Below are 21,808 nucleotides of genomic sequence, written 5' to 3'. Positions count from 1 at the left end.
AGATTAACAGACGTCGGTGTCGACTAATCCGTTTCCGGCTGGAGCGCGCGCAGGCCCGGGGTGAGCACCGCGATCGCGGCGTCGATATAGGCGCGCCGATCCGATCCGCCGCGGCCCTGCAATGTGCGCATGACCGGCGGAATGGTCAGGGCCAGCAGCATCCAGGACACCTCGCCGGTGTCAACGTCGTCCCGGATGACGCCGGAATCGACTGCCCGGGAAAGGAATCGGTCAACGGTCGCCGCGAGTATGCCGCCCAGGCCCAGGATTCTGGTGTTGAGCTCATCGTCGATGCCGGGCAGTTCGAACAGCATGGCGTTCATCAGCGCCGGATCCGATTCGGCGATATGGCACATCCGCTCGACCGCGCCGGACCAGGTCTGGATCAATTCCTCGACGGTGAACTCGCGGTCCAGCAGCGCGGGTTCGAAGACGTCCCCGGCGATTTCGGTGAGCAGCCGATCCAGGCCGTAGTCCACGACCTCGTCCAGAATCGCGCGCTTGCTGTCGAAATAGCGGTAGAAGGTGCCGTAGCCGATGCCCATCTCGGCGGTGATATCGGCCGTGGAGGCCGCCGCGTAGCCCTTGGTGGTGAACACGCGGTAGGCGGCCGCGATCAGCTCGCGCCGGCGCCGCTCGGTGTTCTGCTCATCGCGGGGGCGTCCGGGTCCGCGCTTGGCTGGTTCGGTCATCGAGCACATCGTATGCGCCCGTCCCGGTGATGCCGCCGGATGCGGGTGCGCGGGATCCGACTCTTGCGCATCTGTCTGGGACGGTTTAGTTTAGTGACACCTTCGTCCGCTAATTGAGTGCACGTCAGACCGGCATTCGTGGCTATCGGACGTTGTGAGACAAAGGAGTCGCTCCATGACGGGCATCACTTCATTCCTGCACACCCAGCACGCCGCGCGGCAACCGGTCGACGATTCGGTCTTCGACACCGCCGCACTGGTTTTCACCATCGAGCGCACCTTCGACGCCCCGGTGCGCGCGGTGTGGACCGCCATCGACGACGATCGCGCTTGGAGTTGGCTGCCGTTCCCGCGCGTCGGCGTGCGCTACGACTCGCCCCTGCGCGGGGTCGGGGTGGTGCGGGATATGGGATCGGTCTTCGAACCACTGCGGTTCCTGTGGGTCGAGCGCGAGAAATTCTGGCGCTACGAACCGAACCGGCGCATCACCTTCGGTGTGGTGAGCGGGAACTGGATGCAATACCTGCTGGTCAGCCAGTACGCCGAGGATATGACCTTCACCGATATCGGGAACGACCGGACCGGATTGGCCTGGACGGTCGCGGTCACCCCGCGCCTGCCGCTGCGCTTCTCCACCTGGGCTCCGCCGCTGTGGCGCGCCGCCTATCGGATCGGGGGTATCGGCCCGCTGTTCGACCGGCGCGTGCGGCAGGTCGCGCGGACCCTCCCACCGCCACCGCGAGTTGTCCAGGCCAATGGCAAGGCCGCCGCGGCGGTGGGTAACCGTCGCACCGGGAAAGGCGTGAAATGACACCGCAATACGAGGTAATCGTCATCGGGGCGGGCATCGGCGGCATCTGCGCCGGGGTCAAACTCCAGGAGATCGGCATCGACGATTTCCTGATCATCGACCGCGTGGGCGGGCTGGGCGGCACCTGGTACAGCCATAGTTATCCGGACGCGGGTTGCGATATCCCGAGCACCACCTACCAATTCTCCTTCGCCCGCAAACCCGACTGGGACCGGCTCTTCGCCAAACGCGATCAGATTCTGGAATACCTGGAAAAGGTCGCCGCCGACTACGACCTGCCGCGCCGAATGCGCTTCCACACCACCGTCATTCGCGAGGAATGGGATGACGCGAACGGACTGTGGCAGCTGCACACCGAATCCGGGGAGGTACTCACCGCGCGCTTCGTGATCAGCGCGGTCGGTGCGTACATCAATCCCAAGACCACCCCGGACATCCCCGGATTGGCTTCCTACACCGGTGTTTCCATGCATCCGGCGCACTGGGATCACGACTACGACTTCGCCGGTAAACGGGTCGGCATCATCGGTGTCGGGGCCAGCACCATGCAGATCGCGCCGAAACTCGCGGAGCGGGTGGAGCGGCTGGATATCTATCAGCGCACTCCCCAGGTGTATCTGCCGAAGCCGGATTTCGTGCTGCGGCCGTGGATGCAGCGCCTGCTCGCACTGCCCGGCGGTTCGGCGATCGCGAACGGCATCGCCCAGACCGTCATCGATTCGGCGCTGCGGGTCGCCATCTACACGCCCGCGCCGCTCTGGCGTTCGGCGGCGCGCGCGGTCGATCTCGTCGGCCGCAACGCCTATGCCGGATGGGTGCGAATCAAGGTGCGGGACAAGGCAACCCGACAGGTGCTGCGACCGGACTTCGGCATCGTCTGTATTCGCGGCGGAGCGGGCGGCGACTATCTGCCCACGCTCAATCGCGAGAACGTCGACCTCATCACCGCGGGCATCAGCGAGATCACCCCGACCGGCATTCGCGGCGCCGACGGTGTGGAACGCGAGATCGATGCCCTGATCCTGGCCACGGGCTATGAGGTCTTCTCCGATCCGGAGAGCTACAAACCCGGAACCGTCATCGGCCGTGACGGATTCGATCTCGGCGTCTTCTACAACACCGAGGGACTGCAGGCGTACTACAGCACCTCGGTCGCGAAGGTGCCCAACCGGTTCATCATGATCGGCCCGTATTCCTGGACCGGTACGGCCTTCCACTATTTCGTGGAGAACGCCATGCGCCATATCGCCACCGTCATCGACGAGACCCGGCGACGGGGTGCGACCGTCGTGGAAGTGCGCCCCGAGTCGCAGCGCCGATTCCATGCCGACATGCTGCGCAGCGGCCGAAACCTGTCCTACTACCTGGAAACCCGATGCGAGGGCTCCAACAGCTATTTCGTCAATTCCCAGGGCAAATCCCCGTACATTCGCCCGTGGTCGCTGTTGAAGACCTATCGCAAGGCCACCCGATTCGACCGTGACGATTACAGCTATCGCCCCGCCGTCGTATTCGAGGATCCCGCGGACGTCCCGGCCGTGGAGCTCGCGCGCGGCTGAGCATATGCACTATCGGTGCGCTCCGCTTTCTCGGAAATGTCAATGGTGCCCGTGTACGCGCCGGTGATGTGCTGTGCGTCGACGATGTGGTCGAGCGGTTCACCGCGCCCGTCGTCATGCCATTGGGATTTACGAAAGGGGCCGGTGCGTGCCTGCGCTCGACAATTTGCGGCGATGGGCCGTACTCGCGGTCGCCGTGGCGGCGGCGACCGCGGTGCTGCCGATGGGTGGCGCCGCGGCCGAGGAACCCGAGCCGATCGGCATCGCGACCGATCGGCAGGAGCGGGTGCTGGAGGTCCGGGACGGTGTGATCGTCTCCAGCGTCAGCTATTTCCTGCCGCTGCCCGCCGGGGCTCCGGCCCATCCGGCGGCCTGCGATCGCGCCGGGTACCTGCGGTATCGGCCGGTGGGCGGACCGGAGCGGTCCGGCGATGCGGACCATGTCATCGTGCAGCAGCCGGGCGCGATGGGCGGTGCGGTGAATTCCGACAGCGTCGCCGCGAATACCGTTGCCGCGGCGCAGGCTTCGGGGCAGCACATCGAGTTCTGGGCGCTGGCGCGACGCAGCGCCTGCCTCGACGAGAACGAGGGATTCGATTACGCGCTGCGCACCGGCAATTACCTGGACGCGGTCGACTACTACTTCAATCACAAGCCGATCGACGGCAAGCTGTTCCCGGGATTCAAGGAGTCGCCGGATCTGGCCGTGCTCGACGGTATGGGTATGGAGCGCGTCATCCGGGATCAGTACGAGATCATGCTGAACGAGATTCCGGATCAGGCTGTGCGCCAGCGCAAATACGTCTGCACCGGCATCTCGCTCGGCGGGTTGGTCACCGGGTTCTTCTCGGACTGGGATTTCGACGGGAATCCGGCCACCACCCGCGATGCGGGCTACAACCAGTGCGCCGCCTTCGCCGCCCAGGACACCATGATCACCTCGGATCCGGTGGCCATTCAGAACACGCCGTTCCTGCACGATCTCACCAACGCCATTGTCGGGCCGACCAACGATGTGGTGAAGGCCGTCGCGAATGTGGGCCTGCTGCCGCGCGCGCTGGTCTCGGTGCCGATCGTCGGGGCGCGGACCTTCATGATCTACCGGCTGGCCGGGCTGGCCGCGCATCTGGAACCGGACGCGGAAAGCCAACTGCTGAAACACCTTCCGCACGATCTGGATATCGACGCGACGCTGGACTACATGTTCTCCGGGTCACTGTCCGGGTTCGTCACCAATGGCGCGGACGGTTCCGGAAGTATTCGCGACTACCGGTTCACCAATACCGCGCTGCTCGGTGAGTTCATCGACAACAACTCGGGCAATTTCGCGCTGTTCCAGCAGGGCGTCGGTGCGCTGTCCGGAGGTCCGGTGTCGGACAAGGCTTTCCCGGTACCGGGTTCTGTCACCCAGGTTCCGCTGCTCGGCGGTTTCCTGCGCGCGGTCGCCGGTCCGCAGCCGCGAGTGCGGCCGACCGATCCCACGGTGCTCTACACCTGGCGAAACTACGACGATGTGCGGGATGTGCCGTACACCTCGCCGAATCATGAGGCATCCGATATCCGGGACGCCGCAAGACAACTCGGCACCGGTGGACCGTACGCGTACTGGGAGACCTACACCCCGGCGCGCCTGTTCATCGATATCGGCGCGGGCTACGGCGGTGCGCGCGGCGGGGATATGACGAACCTGCGCTACCACAATATGGCTCGCACCAAGCCCAGCTATATCGCCTACGCCGGTGACGGTTTCGTACAGCAGGGCGTCGGCATCGTGGTGCCGCCGCCGCCCACCGCGCAGGTGGTCACCCTGCCCGGCTACAGCCACGTCGACACCATCGGCGCGGCCCGGGTGCAGAACGACGGCAGGCCCGACGCCAGTGCGCAGACCCTGGCCGATTTCGTGAAGAGCCTGCGATGACAACAGCATTCACCACCGAATACCCCGGAAGGCGGAGAGCGATGCCGCTCACCCATCGCATCAGGACCGCGCTGTCCATCGGGATTCCCCTGGCCGTCACCGCACTGCTGCTGTTCGCGGGCGTCCCGATCCCGGAATCGGCTGCCGCACCGGAGCTTCCGGCCGGTGCGGACCGGGCCGAGATCAGCCCCATCACCGGTGATCCCGGGCTCGGCGACGATGTGGAGGCGACCTACGTCCGGCTGCACTATCCGAGCCCGTACTCCACCATGGCGCATCCCGAAGCGTGCGACTGGATTTCCTTCGTCCGATATCGCGCCAGGAGCGGGCCCGAGCGCAGTTCCGACGCGGACGCCGTGCTGACCATGCAGCCGGGCACCTTCTCCGGTGCGGCGAACCTGAATCCGCAAGCGCCGCAGGTGGTTCGCAAGGCCGCCGCGAACGGCAAGTTCGCCGAATACATTTCGATGGATCGGCGCGCCAACTGCGCCGAGGACCACACCGGCTGGACGGCCGCACAGCAGGCGGGGGACTACCGCGTCGCGGCGGACTACTACTTCCACGGCAAAACCGTGGACGGCCGGTCCTACCGCTACCAGACCCCGCAGGACCTGAGCTACCTCGGCGAATACGGGCTGGCACTCACCATGGACGACTGGCGGGTGGTGATCCAATACCTGCTGCCCGATGCCGGGGACCGGCACAAGAGTTTCTGCGGCGGGCATTCGCTCGGCGCGTTCCTGGTCGGCCCGATGATGGCATGGGATTTCGATCGGAATCCGGCCACCGTCGAGGACGCGGGCTTCAACCTGTGCGGCGGCGGCAGCGTCCCCGAAGACGGGTTCGCCATGACCGATCCGGCGGGCTTCTCCGGCGTGCCACCGCTGGACGCGTTCATGTCCGCGGTGGGCGGCGCGCTGCGACCCGCGGTCGACGCCCTGCTGAAAAACGGTCTGGGCGTGGCGCAGTGGCCGGTCATGGCCGCCAGCGAGGTGATGAACGCCTACCAGCTGGCCGCCATGGCCGCGGATCAGCAGCCGGACGCGGAAAGCGATCTGAAGACGCTGGTGCCGACCGATCTGCGCGCCGAACCGTGGATGCGGCTCATGTACGGCAAGGACTATCTGGACCTGTTCACCGGCAACAATCTGCCGCGCGACTTCCGGCTCACCAACACCGCCGAACTCGGCATGCTGTTCGATCAGAACTCGGCGGAGTACGTCATGCAGGCCGGGCTCGGATTCTACGACTGCGCGACCACGGGCAAGACCTATCCGGTGCCGAACGGGCTGGCCTCGGTGCCGGTGCTGGGGCCGACGCTGTTCATCATTCCCATGCGAGTCGGCTACGGGCAGAACTACACCCCGGTCGATCACGGGCAGCTGTGCGGATGGAAGAACTACGACCGGGTGCCCGCGTCCACCATCGACGGGATCGATCCGGTGCGCGGCAACCCGACCGACCGCGATCACGAGGTCACCGATATCCGCGAATTCGCGCACGCCATGAACCCGGGCTGGCAGCCGACCGACTTCTTCGAGGAGTTCACGCCGCTGCGCATCATCACCGATACGATCTTCGCGCTCGGCCTCGGCCGGGACGGTGAGTTGCAACAGCTGCAGAACCGCAGTGGTGGGGTGCTGAACTTCCTGCTGCACGGTGATCGCTGGCAGAGCACCCCCGCCGGGCAGCGCAATCTCACCCTGCTGGCGGGTGATTCGCCGCTGCAGAACGCGGGTTACGCGGGTCTGCTGCCCGCCAACGCCAAGCTGATCCCCGGGTATCGCCACTACGACGTGATCACCGCCGCGGAACGGCAGAACAATGGAATGCCCGAGATGGCAAGCACTCTCATCGCCGACTTCCTGACCCGGCCCTGATGGTTCGTGCGCTGATTTTCACGAGAGATTAACGGCCACCTGGGCTTTTGTTTGGAAGAGTGTTCTTTTCGGGAGAATCGAAGAGAACGGGAGTGCGATGAGCTCGGTGCACGCTTTGCCAATGGCGCGATCAGGGGCCTTGTTGAGTGTTATGCGAGCTCAGCTGCGCGAATTCATTGCACGGCAGAGTTTTACGCCGGATGAACGCACCGCGCGCGCGATCGCCTGCTCACCGCTCGGTGTGCTCGGCGGAGGGATCGCGCGGCGGTAGCGCAAGTGCGCCATGATTATTCGGTGTCCCGGTGGTTCTGACGGCGTATGATCGGCCAGGATGGGCACCAGGGCGCGGCACGACCAGAAGGCGATAACCGACTGGGACGTGTTCGCGAATGCCCTCGCGCGCGTACTCGCGGAATTACCCTCGCGCGCCACGCTCGTCATTGCCGCGACCGGAAATCGATACGTTCAGTTCCAGCAGTTCGACATCCGGCTTTCCGCCGAGCTCACCGGCAATTACTATCTCGCCGAACCGATTACGGAGCCCGCCGCCCAGCGGCTGCGCGAGCTGGGCTGGACCGCGCCGGTGCCGAAACGGGAAATAGAGAACTGGCGGCAGACCCTGCTCTGGCCCATCCCGCCGAGCCGGCTGGCCGAATTGGCGTTGTCGGCCGTCATCGGCCTGCACGACGCCCTCGGTATCGCCTCGCCCACCGAACTTCGCGCCTCCGGCTGGACCGAGGCCAATAGCGATCTCGATCTCAGCGCGCTCGGGCCGATCGCTCGCCGGGGTCTCGGCTAGCCGTTCATCGGGTGCGTTCGTCCGTTGAGATTCGATCGGTTCGTGCGCGGGATGCATTCGTCCGCGGGACTGATCAGCCTGTCCGCCAGGTACGTTCGCGCGCTGGTTCCCGCACGGCCCGTTCACCGGGTTGATCATTCGTATCGGCTATCGACGCTGATGGAGCATGTTCCGGTCCCCGGTCGTAGGACGATTGCGTCGATCGTTCGCAGATGCGCACACTGTGCGCTACTGTGATCCGCGTGCGGTTTCCGTCGCCTCCGGGCGCGACCGCGAGCCGGAACGGAGGTGCGGTGGATCGTCGAGCGGAGCTACCGCAGCAGGAGGGCATCATCTCCGCATCGCATCCCGGCCTGTCGGTGTGGACCCGCCCGCAGCGCCGGCCGCGACCGGCGCTGAACCGGGAATTGATTGTGTCCGAGGCGGTTACGCTGCTCGACGCCGAAGGTATGGCGGCGCTGAGTATGCGCACCCTCGGTGCCCGCCTGAACGCGGGCGCGACCTCGATCTACCGGCACGTGGCCACCCGGGATCAGCTCATCGAACTCGCGGTCGACGCGGTATACGGCGAGATCGCCATTCCCGAACTCGCGGTCGCCGGGCAGTGGCGGGAAGCGGTCACCACCTGCGCGGAGAGCATGCGCGAGGTGATCCTGCGGCATCCGTGGATCGCGGAGGCGCTGCCCGGGGTCGGACTCGCCTATCTGGGGCCGAATGTGCTGCGGCTCAACGAATTCCTGCTCCGGGTGTTCGACGCCGCCGAATTCCCGCGCAATGAAACCGATACCGCCATCAGCACCGTCATGGGCTATGTGGTCGGCATCTGCCTGAGCGAGGCGGCCTGGCTCACCACGGTCGCGCGCAGCGGTGCGGACGAACAGCAACTCGTCGACCAATTGCTGCCCACCCTGGAGCGCATCACCTCCGCGCACCGGCGCATCGGGGAATCCATTGTGGCGCGGGCGGAATCGGGTATCGGCGCGGTGCGCGAGACCAAATTCCGGTATGGACTCGAGCGCATCCTCGACGGGCTCGCGACCCGGCTGCCGGGGTGGGCGGGATGACCGGCGTGGAGTTCGGCCGCATCGATCCGCTCGAGTTGGAAGCCTTCGTGGTCCTCGCCGAGGAACTGCATTTCGGCCGCACCGCCGAGCGGATGGGACTGTCCCAGCCCCGGGTGAGCCAATTGCTGCGCTCGCTCGAACGCCGGGTGGGACGGCGACTGGTGGAACGCACCAGCCGTCGCGTCGAGTTGAATCCCTTGGGGGAGAGGCTGCTTCGCGATGTCCGGCCCGCCTTCGACGATCTGCGCCGCGCCGTGGTCGGCACCCGTGCGGCCGCGGACGGCCTGCGCATCGGATTCCTGGGTCCGTACTTCAGCACGCTGGACGGTCCGCTGCTGCGACTGCGGGAGCGTTACCCCGACTGCGAGGTGACGCTCACCCAGCTGTCCTGGAGTGATGTCTACGGACCGCTGCGCCGCGGTGAGGTCGATATCCAGACCTGTCTGCTGCCGGTGGAACAGCCCGACCTCACCGTCGGACCCGAAATCGGGGTCTTCCCACGACGATTGGCCATCGCCCGCAAACATCCGCTCGCCGCCGCGCCCTCGCTGGATATCGAGCATCTCGCCGAACTCACCATCATCGGGCCGCCCTCGGTGCCGCCGGAACTGGCGCGCAGCTTCTGGCCGCCGGAGGTCACCCCGTCGGGCAGGCCCATCCGGCGCGGCATCACCGCCATCACCGAACCCGAAATGCTCGGTGCGGTGGCGCACGGCGCGGGCGTCTTCGTGACCACCGCCGCCATGGCCCTGCATTTCGTCCACCCCGATGTGGTGTTCGTACCGTTCACCGGCATGTCCGATGTGCACGTGGTGCTGCTGTGGCGCAATGACACCGACAATCCGCGGGTCCGGGAGCTGGCGAGCCTGGCGCGGTAGCAAGTTCCTTCTTGACAGTCTCTGTCATGAAACAAGATACTGTCACGGCGTGGTAGATCGCGGTGGTCGATCCCGCAGCCGCGCACGACTTGGAGGAACGCCGATGTCACTACGTGAACGGCAACGCAGGCAGATTCGAGCCGAGATACAGCGCGCGGCCTTCGAACTGTTCGCGCACAAGGGATTCGACGAGGTCACCACCGAGCAGATCGCGGCGGCGGCGGGCATCTCGCCCAGCACCTACTTCCGGCATGTGCGCAGCAAAGAGGATCTGCTGCTCGAACCGGTGCGCGAGGGCGGTGCGGGCATCACCACGCTGCTCGAGGAGCGCGATGCGGCCGAACCGGCCGATATCGCACTGGCACAGTCGATTCTGACGCGATCCAATACCCTCGCCGCGGCCGAACTCGAACAGTGGCGATCCGCCTTCGCCACCGCACCGCATCTGCTCGACCGGGTGGCTCTCATCACCCCCGAACACCGTGCCCGGCTGATAGAGCTGGTGGCACAACGCATGTCGCGTGATCCGCGGGCCGACAGCACGCCCGGACTGCTGGTGCACCTCATGCTCGCCGCCGCCGAATTCGGATACCTGCAATGGCTGCGCAGCACCGATCATCCGGGAGCCTCGCTGCCGGTATGCGTCGAAGGCGCACTGAACGCCGTCATCGGCGAACAGTGGCGTACCGCGCACTGAGCGCGGACCTCTTCACCGTCACACTCACACCTGGGGTACAAACATGTCCGATGAAGCATTCGACCTGGTCGTGGTCGGTTCCGGCGCGGCCGGAATGGCCGCCGCGCTCACCGCCGCCCACCATGGGCTATCCGCGATAATCCTGGAGAAGGCCGCACACTGGGGCGGCTCCACCGCCCGCTCCGGCGGGGGAGTGTGGATACCGGGGAACTCCGTACTCCGGCGACAGGCTCCGGCGGACGATATCGAATCCGCTCGCACCTATCTGAAATCGATCACCGGGGAATACGGTGACGCCGAACGCATCGACACCTACATCGATCGCGGACCGGAGGCCCTGGACTTCCTCACCGAGCATTCCGCGCTCGAATTGCAGTGGGTGCCAGGGTATTCCGACTATTACCCGGAGGCCCCCGGCGGGCGCGCACACGGTCGCTCGGTCGAGCCGAAGCCGTACGACGCCAAGGGTGTGGGTGCCGACCTGGCCACCCTGGAACCCGATTACGCTGCCGCGGCGAAGAATTTCGTCGCCACCCAGGCAGACTTCCGGCAATTCCACCTCGGGCTGCGCAATCCGCGCGCGCCCTTCCGGGTGCTTCGCATCGGTGCGCGCTGGGCGAAGGGGCAACTGCTGCGGCAGCATCTGCTGGCACGCGGACAGGCGCTCAGCGCCATGCTGCGCGAGGGTCTGAACGCGGTGAATGTTCCACTGCGACTGAATACTCCGGTGCTCGAACTCCGGGTCGAGGATGATCGCGTCAGCGGTGTGGTGGTGCTGCGCGACGGCGTCGAACAGGTCATCACCGCCCGGGGGGGCGTGGTGATCGCCGCGGGCGGGTTCGACCACAACGAATCCATGCGCAAGCAGTATCAGCGCGACCCCATCGGCACCGAATGGACGGTCGGCGCGCAGGGGAACACCGGTGACGGCATCCGGGCGGGCCAATCCCTCGGTGCGGCAGTGCGATTCATGGATGACTCGTGGTGGGGGCCGTCCATTCGGCTGCCGCGTCAGCCCTGGTTCTGCCTGGCCGAACGCAATCTCCCCGGCAGTCTCATCGTCAACGATCGCGCCGAACGGTTCATGAACGAATCGCTGCCCTATGTGGAAGCGACCCACCGCATGTACGGCGGTGAGAACGGGCTCGGTCCCGGGCCGGGTGAAAACCTGCCCGCCTGGCTGATTTTCGATCAGCGCTACCGGAACCGGTATCTATTCGCCGGGCTGCCGCCGCGTCAGCCGCTGCCGGGCCGATGGTTCAAATCCGGAGCGCTCACCCGCGCCGATACGCTGGCGGAATTGGCAGACAAGCTGGGTATTTCGGCGGATGCGCTGCAATCGACGGTGGCCCGCTTCAACACCTTCGCCCACACCGGCCGTGACGAGGATTTCGGCCGGGGTGAGAGCGCCTACGATCGCTACTACGGTGATCCGCGCAACCGGCCCAATCCGAATCTCGGTGCGCTGCAACAGGGTCCGTTCTATGCCGCGAAACTCGTTCCCGGCGACCTCGGCACCAAGGGCGGCCTCGTCACCGATACCGCCGCCCGCGTACTGCGGGACGACGGTTCGGTGATCGAAGGGCTCTACGCCGCGGGCAATGCCAGTGCGCCGGTCATGGCGCACACCTACGCCGGGCCCGGCGCGACCATCGGTCCCGCCCTGGTGTTCGGCTACCTGGCCGCCCTCGACGCCGCTCGCGTCAGCTGACCAGGTTCTTGCGCAGTTTCAGGATGGTCCCGGCATCGAGTCCGAGGCCCTGCGTGAGGAACTTGCCGAAATCGCCGAACTGGGAATCCACCTGGGATACCGCGATATTCAGGTAGTCCTCACGCACCTCCTGCAGGGGGATCAGCAGATCCGGGTTCTGCATGATGCCACCCTGCTTCAGCTGCGCCCGCAGTGCGGCATCGGCCGCGGCCCGGTACTGATTCGACAGCAGGTAGTCCTGCCGGGCCGTGCCCTCGGGCACTCCGATGGCGCGCAGCGTCACATAGGACAGCCAGCCCGTGCGGTCCTTACCGGCGGTGCAGTGGAACAGGGTGGCATTGCCGGTGTTCGCCAGGTCCCGGACACTCTGCCCGAACTTGGACAGGGAATCCGGTGTGAAGAAGCTCCGGTAGACATCGCCCATGATCTGTTCGGCCTTGCCGCCGCCGAGCAATGCCTCCTGCTGCACCGGATCCTTGGAGCCGATCGCCTGGTACATCTTCGTGAACATCCCGGTGTCGTCAATGGGGCGCGCCACCAGTGGAACTCCCGAAGGCAGGCGGTCCGCGCCGAGGGCCTGCACCTCCGCCGGGGTCCGCAGATCGATCACGGTTTGCAGGTGCAGCGACCCCAGCTTCTGCACATCGGCATCGGTCAGTTTGCCCAGCGCGTCCGATCGAATAACCTTCCCGCTCTTGACCTTCGCGCCGTCATAGGTCCGATATCCGCCCAGATCCCGAACATTCACCGCCCCCTGCAACTCGATCTTGGCGGGGCCACCGGCACCGGCGGCATCCGGCGCGGCATCGGCCGCCCCGACCGAACCCGCGCTGAGCATCGCCACCGCGAGCGGAACAATCGCAACCGAGAAAGCGGACCGTCGACTTCGAGCAATATCAAAGAATTTCATCTGCGCGACGCTAAACGCGGCTTACCAGCGCCCATCCGAATCGGTGAACCGCACCCGCACAACAGGACCCGAGGCCCTCTCACCGAGACTGGCTCTACCGCAGCGGAATCGCATCGCCTAGAACGCGCGGGAGCGCAAATCTATTCTAGCGAAACATATTTCGACTAGTCACACAATTCGTATTCCGGTCAGTAACATGCCGACTCGGATTCGGCTCGAATCGGGCTCAGCCGATGGCGGTCTCATGCACGCTGCGCCACCGCAACCCATTGCGCCCCGCCGCATCGGCCACCAGCACGGCGGTCGTCCACCGCGCGGCTTCCGCGCCCGCCGACCGGTGAATCTCCTTGAACCGCACGACAACACCGTCCCCCGCGCGATGCAGCACCTCGATATCGGTGATCTCGATCGCCACCCCCGGCGCGGCATTCCCCGCGCCTCTCAACCCCGCACTGAGCTCTTCGTACCGAGCGATCTGCCCCTCGAGCGTCACCATCGAGAATTCGCCGTCCAACTGTCCGACGAACCGCTCCAGCGCCCCCGTGGCCCCCGCCGTCCCGAGCCACTCCGCCAGATCGGCATGCAACACCCGAACCTCATCGACAACGCTGTCATCACCCATACAGCCCAATCTACCGACCACCGAAACCTCGACGGCCGCCGAACCTCAGCTCCCGAACCGATCCTGCAACCCCTGCAGCGTCGCCTCGATCCCCGCGATATTCCCCCGCACGAAACCCGTTGCCTCGTAATACTTCACCCGATTCTTGATCGGCGTCCCCCGATAGTCGAACGTCTCGGTCACCAGCGTCCGCGTAGGCGACAGCGCCCGAAACTCCCACCGCCACAAATGCCCGAACGGATGCCGCCACTCGACAACCTCATCCGGCGTATACGCGGTCACAACGCATGTCATCCGATAAGGCACCCCATACATCCGCATCTTCGTAGAAAACCGAGCCCCCACCCCCATCCGCTCCGGCACCCGAACGTTCTCCCGCACCGTCCCCGACCCATCCACCTCGCAATGCCGCCGAGGATCCCCCACCATCGCAAACAACTCCCCAGCCGGCGCCCCCACCTCCACCGCCCGACTCACCTGAAACGGCCCCCCATCAACAACCAAAACCACCATAACCACACCTTCCATATCCCGAACTAGAACAGATTCTAGCTACGAGACTCCCTCCCCACCGGGCGTATCCCACTCCACCCCAACAACTCCAGCCACCCACCGATCAGGCTGTTCCGCAGTCTCCCACCTCAACCGCAGCCCACACCGGAAGACCTCCTCGATCACCCGTCGCAACTCGTCCTGAGCCTCCGATCGGTCAGCGCCCGGAGCGGGAGTCACCAACGCCCCGTCCAAAATGCCGCCACGATCGAAGAACGCGGCCCATCGCCACCGATCGGGCGTTCGGTACAGCACGAGTCCGGTCGGTGTTCCCAACTGCTCCCGCAGCGATCGGGGTTTACGTGCCATGGTTCATTTTCTATCGGAGAAACGGGCGGAGCCCCATTCGCTGAGGCGAATGGGGCTCCGTGAATTCTGGTGCTACAGGGACGATTTAGACGTCGAAGTAGAGTTCGAACTCGTAGGGGTGCGGGCGCAGGTTGACCGGGGCGATTTCCTGGGTGCGCTTGATGTCGATCCAGGTCTCGATCAGGTCCTCGGTGAACACGCCGCCCTCGGTGAGGTACTCGTGGTCTTCCTCGAGGCGGTCGATGACCGACGCGAGGGAGGTGGGGGCCTGCGGGATGTTCTTGGCCTCCTCGGGCGGGAGCTCGTAGAGGTCCTTGTCCACGGGGGCGAGCGGCTCGATCTTGCGCTTGATGCCGTCGATGCCGGCCATCAGCATGGCGGCGAACGCCAGGTACGGGTTACCCGAGGAGTCCGGCGCGCGGAACTCGATGCGCTTGGCCTTCGGGTTCGAACCGGTGATCGGGATACGCACGGCAGCCGAGCGGTTGCGCTGCGAGTACACCAGGTTGATGGGGGCCTCGTAGCCCGGCACCAGACGGTGGTACGAGTTGATCGTCGGGTTGGTGAACGCCAGCAGCGACGGGGCGTGGTGCAGGATGCCGCCGATGTAGTGACGCGCCAGATCCGACAGACCCGCGTAACCGGCCTCGTCGTGGAACAGCGGCTTGCCGTCCTTCCACAGCGACATGTGGGCGTGCATGCCCGAGCCGTTGTCACCGAAGAGGGGCTTCGGCATGAAGGTGGCGGTCTTGCCTTCCTGCCACACGGTGTTCTTCACGATGTACTTGAACAGCTGCAGGTCGTCAGCGGCGCCCAGCAGCGAGTTGAAGCGGTAGTTGATCTCGGCCTGACCGGCGGTGCCGACCTCGTGGTGGCCGCGCTCCAGCTCGAAGCCCGCGTTCTGCAGGTTGGTCGAGATCTTGTCGCGCAGATCCACGTAGTGGTCGTACGGCGCGACCGGGAAGTAACCACCCTTGTTGCGAACCTTGTAGCCACGGTTCGGGGTGCCGTCCGAGTTGTACTCGGCGCCGGTGTTCCAGGAACCCGAGATCGAATCGATCTCGTAGAACGAACCGTTCATGGCCGAGTCGTAGCGGATCGAGTCGAAGATGTAGAACTCGGCCTCGGCACCGATGTAGCAGGTGTCGGCGATACCGGTCGAGCGCAGGAACTCTTCGGCCTTGCGCGCGATGTTGCGCGGGTCGCGGGAGTACGCCTCACGGGTGAACGGGTCGTGCACGAAGAAGTTCAGGTTCAGCGTCTTCGCGGCACGGAACGGATCGATCCGAGCGGTGCTGAAATCGGGCAGCAGCAGCATGTCCGACTCGTCGATCGACTGGAAGCCGCGGACGGACGAACCGTCGAACGCGAGGCCCTCTTCAGCCAGATCGGCCGTGAAAGCCTTCGCCGGGATCGAGAAGTGCTGCTGCACTCCGGGGAGGTCGGTGAACCGTACGTCGACGTATTCGACCTCCTCCTCCTTGAGGAACTTGATGACCTCGTCGGCCGTGCTGAACGCCACTTAGTACTCCTTACGGATCGGTTCCCAGCCAGTTCAACTGCATGGGTTCGTCGCGACCAGACGCTATGGACGCCGTGTTTCCCCGCAATCAAGGCTGTGTTTCGCCAGTGTTACACGTACAGCTGGCCGGGGGTTCGGCGGTGTCCCCGAGGGTCCGGAGCGCACGCGTCGGTCGCCGAGTGGCGTTCGACCAGCACCGATATCCTGCCATCGACCTCGGTCGCAACACCGATAAGACTCCGAAAAGATAGGGGTCTTGCCGTGTCGGGCGCGCTGGCCGTGAGAATCCTCACCGCTCGCGGCAGCCGTCCGGTTAACCCGCATGCCGTCCGGTCGTCGGCATGTGCGAGGTAGCTTCGCACCGATTCGGCGTCCGCGCATCTCGTGCGAGGCAGGGGTGCGGATGCCGGGGGAGCGGCGGCGAATAAGGTGGACCCATGGCACGCATCACCGGCTCCTGGCTCTCCGGCCCGAACGCCGATTCCGGAGACAGCCCGTCCGGTGACTACCAGGGCAAGGAACTGGGGCTGCCGAAAACCGGTGTGGGAGCGCTCGCTCCGATGACGCGGCGCATTCCGGCGCTGATCCTGGACTGGTTCATCTCGCTCGGTTTGACCGCGATTCTGGTCCGCCCCAATGCCGATGCGCTCATCGCGAAATTCGTCAGCGCGAATCCGGGCAAGACGCCGCCCTCGCATTTCGAGGTGATCATCAATTCGCTCGCCACGCCCAATCTCGGGGTGTGGTTCGTGCTGGGGATTGCCACGGTGACGCTGTTCGGGTTCACCCCGGGCCAGTATTTCCTGCGCATCCGGGTCAGCCGCATTGATATCGACGGACCGGTCGGATTCGTTCGAGCACTCGCCCGGCAAGCGATCCTGGTATTCGTGGTGCCCGCCCTCTTCACCGACGGCGACGGCCGCGGCATGCACGACCGCGCCACCGGAACCGCCCTCGTCTATAGCCGCTGAACAGCGCGTCCATTCGATTCGGCGGGATCCGAATCCTCATGAATAACTCATACATCCAGGTACATCATGGCTTTGCCATGTAAATGTCCGTGCGGCCGTAGCCCATTGTTCACCCCGTGTTGCCTTCGATCGGTAGGGTCGCAGGCGGTCCGCCGGGGCGCGCTCGATGAGCTTGCGAATCGGCGGATAGCTGTTGATGTGCTGATGGAGGATCGATGGGTACGGGCTACCGGGCTGCCGCGCGGAGTTTCAGCCGGCGGTCGCTGCTCGCGACCACCGGTCTGCTGGGCTTGGCGGCCACCGGTGCCGCGGTGAGCGCGGGCGTCAACGCCGCGCCCGACGGCGACAGTCTGCAGAATGCCCTGCCGCACGGTCCGCAAACCATTTTCGGCATCGAACCCATCGTCCGCACCGATCGCGTGTACTCGGCCGCGCGCGGGCGTCAGGTGGATGTCATCACCATTGTGCCGCCGGGTGTGCCCACCGAGGGCCTGCCCATGTCGCTGCTGCTGCACGGTCTGCACGGGACCGCCCGCACGGCCGCCATCGGCGATATCGGCGGGGTGCTCGCCGCGGCCGTGGCCGCCCGCCTGGTGCCCGCCTTCGGATTCATGGCCATCGACGGTGGCGACAACTATTGGCACCAGCACTTTTCCGGTGACGACCCGATGACCATGCTGCTCGACGAGGCACCCGGCTGGCTCGGTGCGCGCGGGCTCAATACCGAACCCTTCGCCTGCACGGGCACCTCGATGGGCGGCTTCGGCGCGCTCGTCTACGGCCGCCGCCGCGCCGAACGCGGCCGTCCCACCAACGCCATCGCCGCCATCTCGCCGGGCCTGATCACCTCCTGGAACGAGATGAGCAAGCGCAACGCGTTCGCCACCGCCGAGGAATGGTCCGCCCTGGACCCGCTGCAGAACATCGCCAAGCTCGGCCCGTCGCCCACCGGCGTCTGGGTGGGCGACCGCGACCGCTTCATCGACGGCTGCCGCCAGTTCATGGGCCGGGCGCGGCTGGAGGTCGCGCTGGTGACGCCGGGCGCGCACAACGACGAATACTGGAGCACCATCACCCCCGACGTCGTGCGCTTCCTGGGCTCGCACGTCCGCTGAAATGGGTGATCCCGCGCCCGAAAGGCCGGGTTCCCGGTCGGGTGGGGCGTAGTCTTTTCAGATGCCGCGAGGCAGACGCGGCCATGTACCCCGTACCGCCGGAGGGATCACATGAATGTCTTTTCGCCAGGCTTCCAGGGCCGCCCCCGGCCCAAGACCGACCGGCTGCCGCCCGGCCAATACCTGACCGAGGATTTCCCGGTGCTGTCCGCGGGCCCCACCCCGCGCGTCGACCTGAACCGCTGGCAATTCACCGTCACCAACGAGACCGGCCGCCAATACGCCTGGAGCTGGCCGCAATTCATGTCACTGCCGCAGAGCAAACCGCACGTCGACATCCATTGCGTGACACGGTGGTCCAAGCTCGACACCACCTGGCAGGGCGTCTCGATCGACACGCTGCTCGAAAACGTCGAAACCCAAGCGGAATTCGCGGCGATCACCAGCTACGGCGGCTACACCACCAACCTCCCGCTGGAGGATCTGCTGGACGGTAAGGCCTGGATCGTGCACAGTTTCGGCGGCCAGGACCTCGATCCGGAGCACGGCGGCCCAGCGCGCCTGCTGGTCCCGCACCTGTACTTCTGGAAATCCGCCAAATGGGTGAAGTCGATCCGCCTGCTCGACTACGACGAGCCCGGCTTCTGGGAGACCGCGGGCTATCACAGCTACGGCGACCCGTGGCGCGAACAGCGCTATCAGGGCGACTGACGGCCGGCGGCTGAAATGCGCTGGCAGCCCGCGGAACTCACCGCCGCCCACTTCGAAACCCCATCGGCCCGCACCCTCACCCTGCGCGTTCCCGGCTGGCCAGGTCACCTTCCAGGCCAGCATGTCGACGTCCGGCTGACGGCACCCGACGGCTATCACGCCGAACGCACCTATTCCCTCGCCGCCCCGGCCGACGGCGATGACATCGAACTCACGATTCAGCGCGTCCCCGACGGCGAAGTCTCCACCTACCTCGTCGACGATTTCCCCCTCGGCGCGCAGATCGAGACGCGGGGCCCGGTCGGCGGCTGGTTCACCTGGAATCCGGACACCGGCGGCCCGGCCACCCTCATCGCGGGCGGCTCGGGCGTCGTCCCCCTTGCGGCAATCCTCCGAGCCCGCCGAAAAGCGACCTCGCCCAACCCTTTCCGGCTCATCTATGCCCTGCGCCCGCCCGAAGACGTCTACTACCGCGACGAACTGTTCGGCCGCGAGCCAACCGGGCTGGACCGCAGCCGAACCTCGTTGCCCAGCGCTTCCGGCCAGCTCGAATCAGACACGCTCACTACGGGTTTCGCGCTACCGGATGACGATATCGATGTGTTCCTCGCCTACAGCCGAAGCGCCCCGCCGGGCGACACCCGTGCTCCCGGCAGGCTGACGGCGGAAGAGATCGCGAAGCACTCCCTGCCGCCCGCCGCCGATGTCACCTGTTACGTCTGCGGACCGACCCCCTTCGTCGAATTCGCCGCCGCCGCACTGGTTTCCGCCGGGCACGATCCGGCTCTGATCAGAACCGAACGCTTCGGACCGACGGGAAGGTAGCCATGTCGCCCCAGTACACCTCCCCGAACGGTTATCTCGACGGCAATGTCCTGGCCGGGCTGCTCTCGGAGATCTTCGCGGCCGACCTCACCTCCTGCGGATGTCGTTGCGGCGCATGCGGAGTGGTGGAACCGGTGGCCCGGGCCCTGGTCTACTTCTGCTGCCCCGGCACCGTGGCCCGCTGCTCGCACTGCTCGGCGGTGGTCCTGCGCATCACCACCACGCCGTCAGGCCGCTGGCTCGATCTGGGAGAGGGCGCGGCCCTCTGCCTCCCGATTCCCGAGGAATAGTCGGCCGCTCGGTCAGGGGGTAATGGCGGCGCTGAGCTCTCGCGGGATGCCATTACCCCCTGATTTTGGTCAGGACAGGCTGCGGCCCAGGAAATCGCGGATGAGCGAGGCGATTTCGGGGCCGTGGGATTCGAGGGCGAAGTGCCCGGCGTCCAGGAGGTGGAGTTCGGCGTCGGGGAGATCGCGCAGGTAGGCGCGAGCGCCGTCGGCTCCGAAGATCTCGTCATTCGCACCCCAGGTGATGAGGGTGGGCGGCTGGTATTCGGCGAAGTACTTCTGGAAGGCCGGATAGCTGTCCAGGTTGACCTTGTAGTCGACGAAGAGCTGGAGCTGAATCTCCTTGTTGCCCGGGCGATCCAGATACGCCTGATCCAGCGTCCAGGTATCCGGGCTGATCAGTGACAGCCGGTCGGCCGGAACACCGTGCGTGTACTGCCATTTCGTGGCGTCGCCCGTGAGCAGTTCCCGCGCCGCCGCTTCATTCGCGACCCGATCCTCGGCGTGCGCGAACAGCAGCTCCCAGAACGGGGTGAACCCTTCGAGATACGCGTTGCCGCTCTGCGCGATCAGCGCGGTGACCCGTTCCGGATTGCGGGATGCGATGCGCAATCCGATCGGCGCGCCGTAATCCTGGATGTACAGCGCGAACCGCTCGATGCCGAGGGTGTCGAGCAGTTCCAGGGTGATCGCGGTGAGTTTCTCGAAGCTGTACTCGAATTCGTCCACGCGCGGCATCGACGACTGCCCGAACCCGATGTGATCCGGCGCGATCAAGTGGTAGCGGTCGCTCAGGTCGTGCAGCAGTGGCCGGAACATGGCGGAGCTGGTGGGAAACCCGTGCAGCAGTACCAGTGTCGGGTTCGCCGGATCGCCCGCTTCCCGATAGAAGACCTGCTGGCCCTGGATCTCGCGGGTGTGGTGTCGCACGGTGGTCATCGCTGTGTCCTAACGCTCGCGCCGATCCGTATAACCGGCTATCGATAGTTAGAAGGTTAGTGGTTCACGGATCATTCCCGCGCGACCGAACTTTTTCGCCGACGGACTCTTCGCCGGAAAATGAGCGAGGCCCCACATCCGGAAGGATGTGGGGCCTCGCTAGTTCGATGACGTCAGCGGCGGCGAATACTGCGCTGCACGCCGCGCATCTTCGCGCCCGCGGGCAGCGGACCCTTCGGCAGCGCCGGTCCGCCGCGCGTCGCGAGCGCAGACAGCCGGCCCTCGATGAGGTCCATCCGCTTGGCGTCGATATTGCGCGGCAGTTTGGTGAGATACCGCTGCAACTCCTTGAGCGGCACCTGATCACCCTCGTTGCCGATGACCACGTCGTAGATCGGCGTATCGCCGACCAGTCGCGATACCTTCTTCTTTTCCTGCGCGAGCAGCGACTTCACCCGCTGCGGCGAGCCCTCGGCGACCAGCACCACGCCCGGCAGTCCGACCACGCGATGCACCGCGTCGAGCTGGGTGGTGGCCGCGACGCCCGGCGTCACCCGCCACTTGCCCTGCAGGTTGTCGAGTACCCATGCCGCCGCTCCGGCCTGTCCCTCGGCCTTGGCGTACACGTTCTTCTGTACGCGGCGGCCGAAGAGGATGAACGCGGCCAGCGCGCCCAGCAGCAATCCGATCGGCAGCAGGAACCACTGCAACCCGAAGATCAACCCGACCACCAGGAACAGCACCGTCACACCGACGAACGCGCCGATCATCAGCGGCAGCAGCAGCTTGTCTTCCTTGCGCTGCATCTGGAACGCCTGCCACAGCTGCTGGCGGCGTTCCTTCGACGCCTGCTTGCGCGCCGCCTTAGCCGCGGCCTTCGCTTCCTTCGACGGGTTATTGCCGCCCTTACCTGCTGCCATGCGTCCAGGATAGTGGCCCGGTACCGCCCGGTTCGCGACGGGACCATTCGGACGCGGCCATGTGACCTGAGTCTCAGTGTTCGCCGCGCCGGAGGCGCTGCCATCCCGGGCGAGTG

At 65.8% G+C, this 21,808-nt stretch carries 21 protein-coding genes; 14 read left to right on the top strand and 7 right to left on the bottom strand.

The genetic code is table 11. The annotated features are described in order from the left end of the window. Positions 1 to 23 precede the first annotated feature (23 nt). Positions 24 to 692 (bottom strand): TetR/AcrR family transcriptional regulator, encoded by a 669-nt coding sequence (locus ACFC4D_RS33690; RefSeq protein WP_376069214.1) that lies wholly within the window; start codon positions 690 to 692, stop codon positions 24 to 26. Positions 693 to 867: 175 nt separating this feature from the next. On the opposite strand from ACFC4D_RS33690, the gene ACFC4D_RS33685 reads away from it, so the two are divergent. The 9 genes from ACFC4D_RS33685 to kstD all read left to right on the top strand — a co-directional run bounded on the left by ACFC4D_RS33685 (position 868) and on the right by kstD (position 12,009). Next, positions 868 to 1,503: an SRPBCC family protein gene (locus tag ACFC4D_RS33685; protein WP_376069211.1), complete on the top strand. Its 636-nt coding sequence runs from the start codon at positions 868 to 870 to the stop codon at positions 1,501 to 1,503. Next, positions 1,500 to 3,062 (top strand): flavin-containing monooxygenase, encoded by a 1,563-nt coding sequence (locus ACFC4D_RS33680; RefSeq protein WP_376069209.1) that lies wholly within the window; start codon positions 1,500 to 1,502, stop codon positions 3,060 to 3,062. Before ACFC4D_RS33685 ends, ACFC4D_RS33680 begins: the two co-directional genes overlap by 4 nt. Before the next feature lie 148 nt (positions 3,063 to 3,210). Then, a complete protein-coding gene (locus ACFC4D_RS33675) occupies positions 3,211 to 4,980 on the top strand; it encodes a hypothetical protein (protein WP_376069207.1) in 1,770 nt (589 codons plus the stop codon). Positions 4,981 to 5,021: 41 nt separating this feature from the next. Beyond that, entirely contained in the window at positions 5,022 to 6,860 is a 1,839-nt protein-coding gene (locus ACFC4D_RS33670) for a hypothetical protein (RefSeq protein ID WP_376069204.1), read from the top strand. 331 nt (positions 6,861 to 7,191) lie between these two features. Next, positions 7,192 to 7,659, top strand: a complete 468-nt coding sequence (locus tag ACFC4D_RS33665; RefSeq protein WP_364650515.1) for a hypothetical protein — start codon at positions 7,192 to 7,194, stop codon at positions 7,657 to 7,659. Between the two features lie 293 nt (positions 7,660 to 7,952). Then, entirely contained in the window at positions 7,953 to 8,723 is a 771-nt protein-coding gene (locus tag ACFC4D_RS33660; RefSeq protein ID WP_364650518.1) for a TetR/AcrR family transcriptional regulator C-terminal domain-containing protein, read from the top strand. After that, positions 8,720 to 9,601, top strand: coding sequence for a LysR family transcriptional regulator (locus ACFC4D_RS33655; RefSeq protein ID WP_375968281.1), 882 nt, complete (start codon positions 8,720 to 8,722; stop codon positions 9,599 to 9,601). The genes ACFC4D_RS33660 and ACFC4D_RS33655 overlap by 4 nt, the downstream gene beginning before the upstream one ends. Before the next feature lie 103 nt (positions 9,602 to 9,704). Continuing rightward, positions 9,705 to 10,298 (top strand): TetR/AcrR family transcriptional regulator, encoded by a 594-nt coding sequence (locus ACFC4D_RS33650; RefSeq protein WP_375968280.1) that lies wholly within the window; start codon positions 9,705 to 9,707, stop codon positions 10,296 to 10,298. 43 nt (positions 10,299 to 10,341) lie between these two features. Next, complete coding sequence (kstD, locus tag ACFC4D_RS33645; RefSeq protein ID WP_376069200.1) at positions 10,342 to 12,009, top strand: 3-oxosteroid 1-dehydrogenase; 1,668 nt, start codon at positions 10,342 to 10,344, stop codon at positions 12,007 to 12,009. Here the strand turns inward: kstD and ACFC4D_RS33640 are convergent. The 4 genes from ACFC4D_RS33640 to glnA form a co-directional block, all read right to left on the bottom strand. After that, positions 12,002 to 12,847, bottom strand: coding sequence for a tyrosine-protein phosphatase (locus ACFC4D_RS33640; RefSeq protein WP_376069773.1), 846 nt, complete (start codon positions 12,845 to 12,847; stop codon positions 12,002 to 12,004). The two genes, kstD and ACFC4D_RS33640, sit on opposite strands and share 8 nt — an antisense overlap. Positions 12,848 to 13,145: 298 nt before the next feature. Next, a complete protein-coding gene (locus tag ACFC4D_RS33635; RefSeq protein ID WP_376069198.1) occupies positions 13,146 to 13,541 on the bottom strand; it encodes a hypothetical protein in 396 nt (131 codons plus the stop codon). Positions 13,542 to 13,586: 45 nt separating this feature from the next. Further along, the gene (locus tag ACFC4D_RS33630; protein ID WP_376069195.1) at positions 13,587 to 14,054 is read right to left on the bottom strand and encodes an SRPBCC family protein; all 468 of its coding nucleotides are present in this window, start codon (positions 14,052 to 14,054) and stop codon (positions 13,587 to 13,589) included. Between the two features lie 433 nt (positions 14,055 to 14,487). Next, positions 14,488 to 15,924: a type I glutamate--ammonia ligase gene (gene glnA, locus ACFC4D_RS33625; protein WP_375968275.1), complete on the bottom strand. Its 1,437-nt coding sequence runs from the start codon at positions 15,922 to 15,924 to the stop codon at positions 14,488 to 14,490. Between the two features lie 437 nt (positions 15,925 to 16,361). On the opposite strand from glnA, the gene ACFC4D_RS33620 reads away from it, so the two are divergent. From ACFC4D_RS33620 to ACFC4D_RS33600, 5 genes are all read left to right on the top strand, one after another. Beyond that, positions 16,362 to 16,895: an RDD family protein gene (locus ACFC4D_RS33620; protein ID WP_364650541.1), complete on the top strand. Its 534-nt coding sequence runs from the start codon at positions 16,362 to 16,364 to the stop codon at positions 16,893 to 16,895. A gap of 215 nt (positions 16,896 to 17,110) precedes the next feature. Then, the gene (locus ACFC4D_RS33615; protein WP_375968274.1) at positions 17,111 to 18,010 is read left to right on the top strand and encodes an alpha/beta hydrolase; all 900 of its coding nucleotides are present in this window, start codon (positions 17,111 to 17,113) and stop codon (positions 18,008 to 18,010) included. A gap of 111 nt (positions 18,011 to 18,121) precedes the next feature. Continuing rightward, a complete protein-coding gene (locus ACFC4D_RS33610) occupies positions 18,122 to 18,721 on the top strand; it encodes a sulfite oxidase-like oxidoreductase (protein ID WP_376069193.1) in 600 nt (199 codons plus the stop codon). Positions 18,722 to 18,736: 15 nt separating this feature from the next. Continuing rightward, complete coding sequence (locus ACFC4D_RS33605) at positions 18,737 to 19,546, top strand: ferredoxin reductase (protein ID WP_376069191.1); 810 nt, start codon at positions 18,737 to 18,739, stop codon at positions 19,544 to 19,546. A 2-nt stretch (positions 19,547 to 19,548) separates the two neighbouring features. Beyond that, positions 19,549 to 19,836, top strand: coding sequence for a DUF6510 family protein (locus ACFC4D_RS33600; RefSeq protein WP_376069189.1), 288 nt, complete (start codon positions 19,549 to 19,551; stop codon positions 19,834 to 19,836). A gap of 69 nt (positions 19,837 to 19,905) precedes the next feature. On the opposite strand, the gene ACFC4D_RS33595 is transcribed toward ACFC4D_RS33600, so the two are convergent. Both ACFC4D_RS33595 and ACFC4D_RS33590 read right to left on the bottom strand, forming a co-directional pair. Next, positions 19,906 to 20,772 (bottom strand): alpha/beta fold hydrolase, encoded by an 867-nt coding sequence (locus ACFC4D_RS33595; RefSeq protein ID WP_376069186.1) that lies wholly within the window; start codon positions 20,770 to 20,772, stop codon positions 19,906 to 19,908. A 173-nt stretch (positions 20,773 to 20,945) separates the two neighbouring features. Next, complete coding sequence (locus tag ACFC4D_RS33590) at positions 20,946 to 21,692, bottom strand: DUF4191 domain-containing protein (RefSeq protein ID WP_364650561.1); 747 nt, start codon at positions 21,690 to 21,692, stop codon at positions 20,946 to 20,948. Between the last annotated feature and the right edge of the window lie 116 nt (positions 21,693 to 21,808).

This window comes from Nocardia sp. NPDC056000 (genome assembly GCF_042269265.1).
GTDB lineage: Bacteria > Actinomycetota > Actinomycetes > Mycobacteriales > Mycobacteriaceae > Nocardia.
The sequence above is the reverse complement of the archived record's forward strand: the minus strand, read 5'-3'. Positions and strand labels throughout refer to the sequence as shown.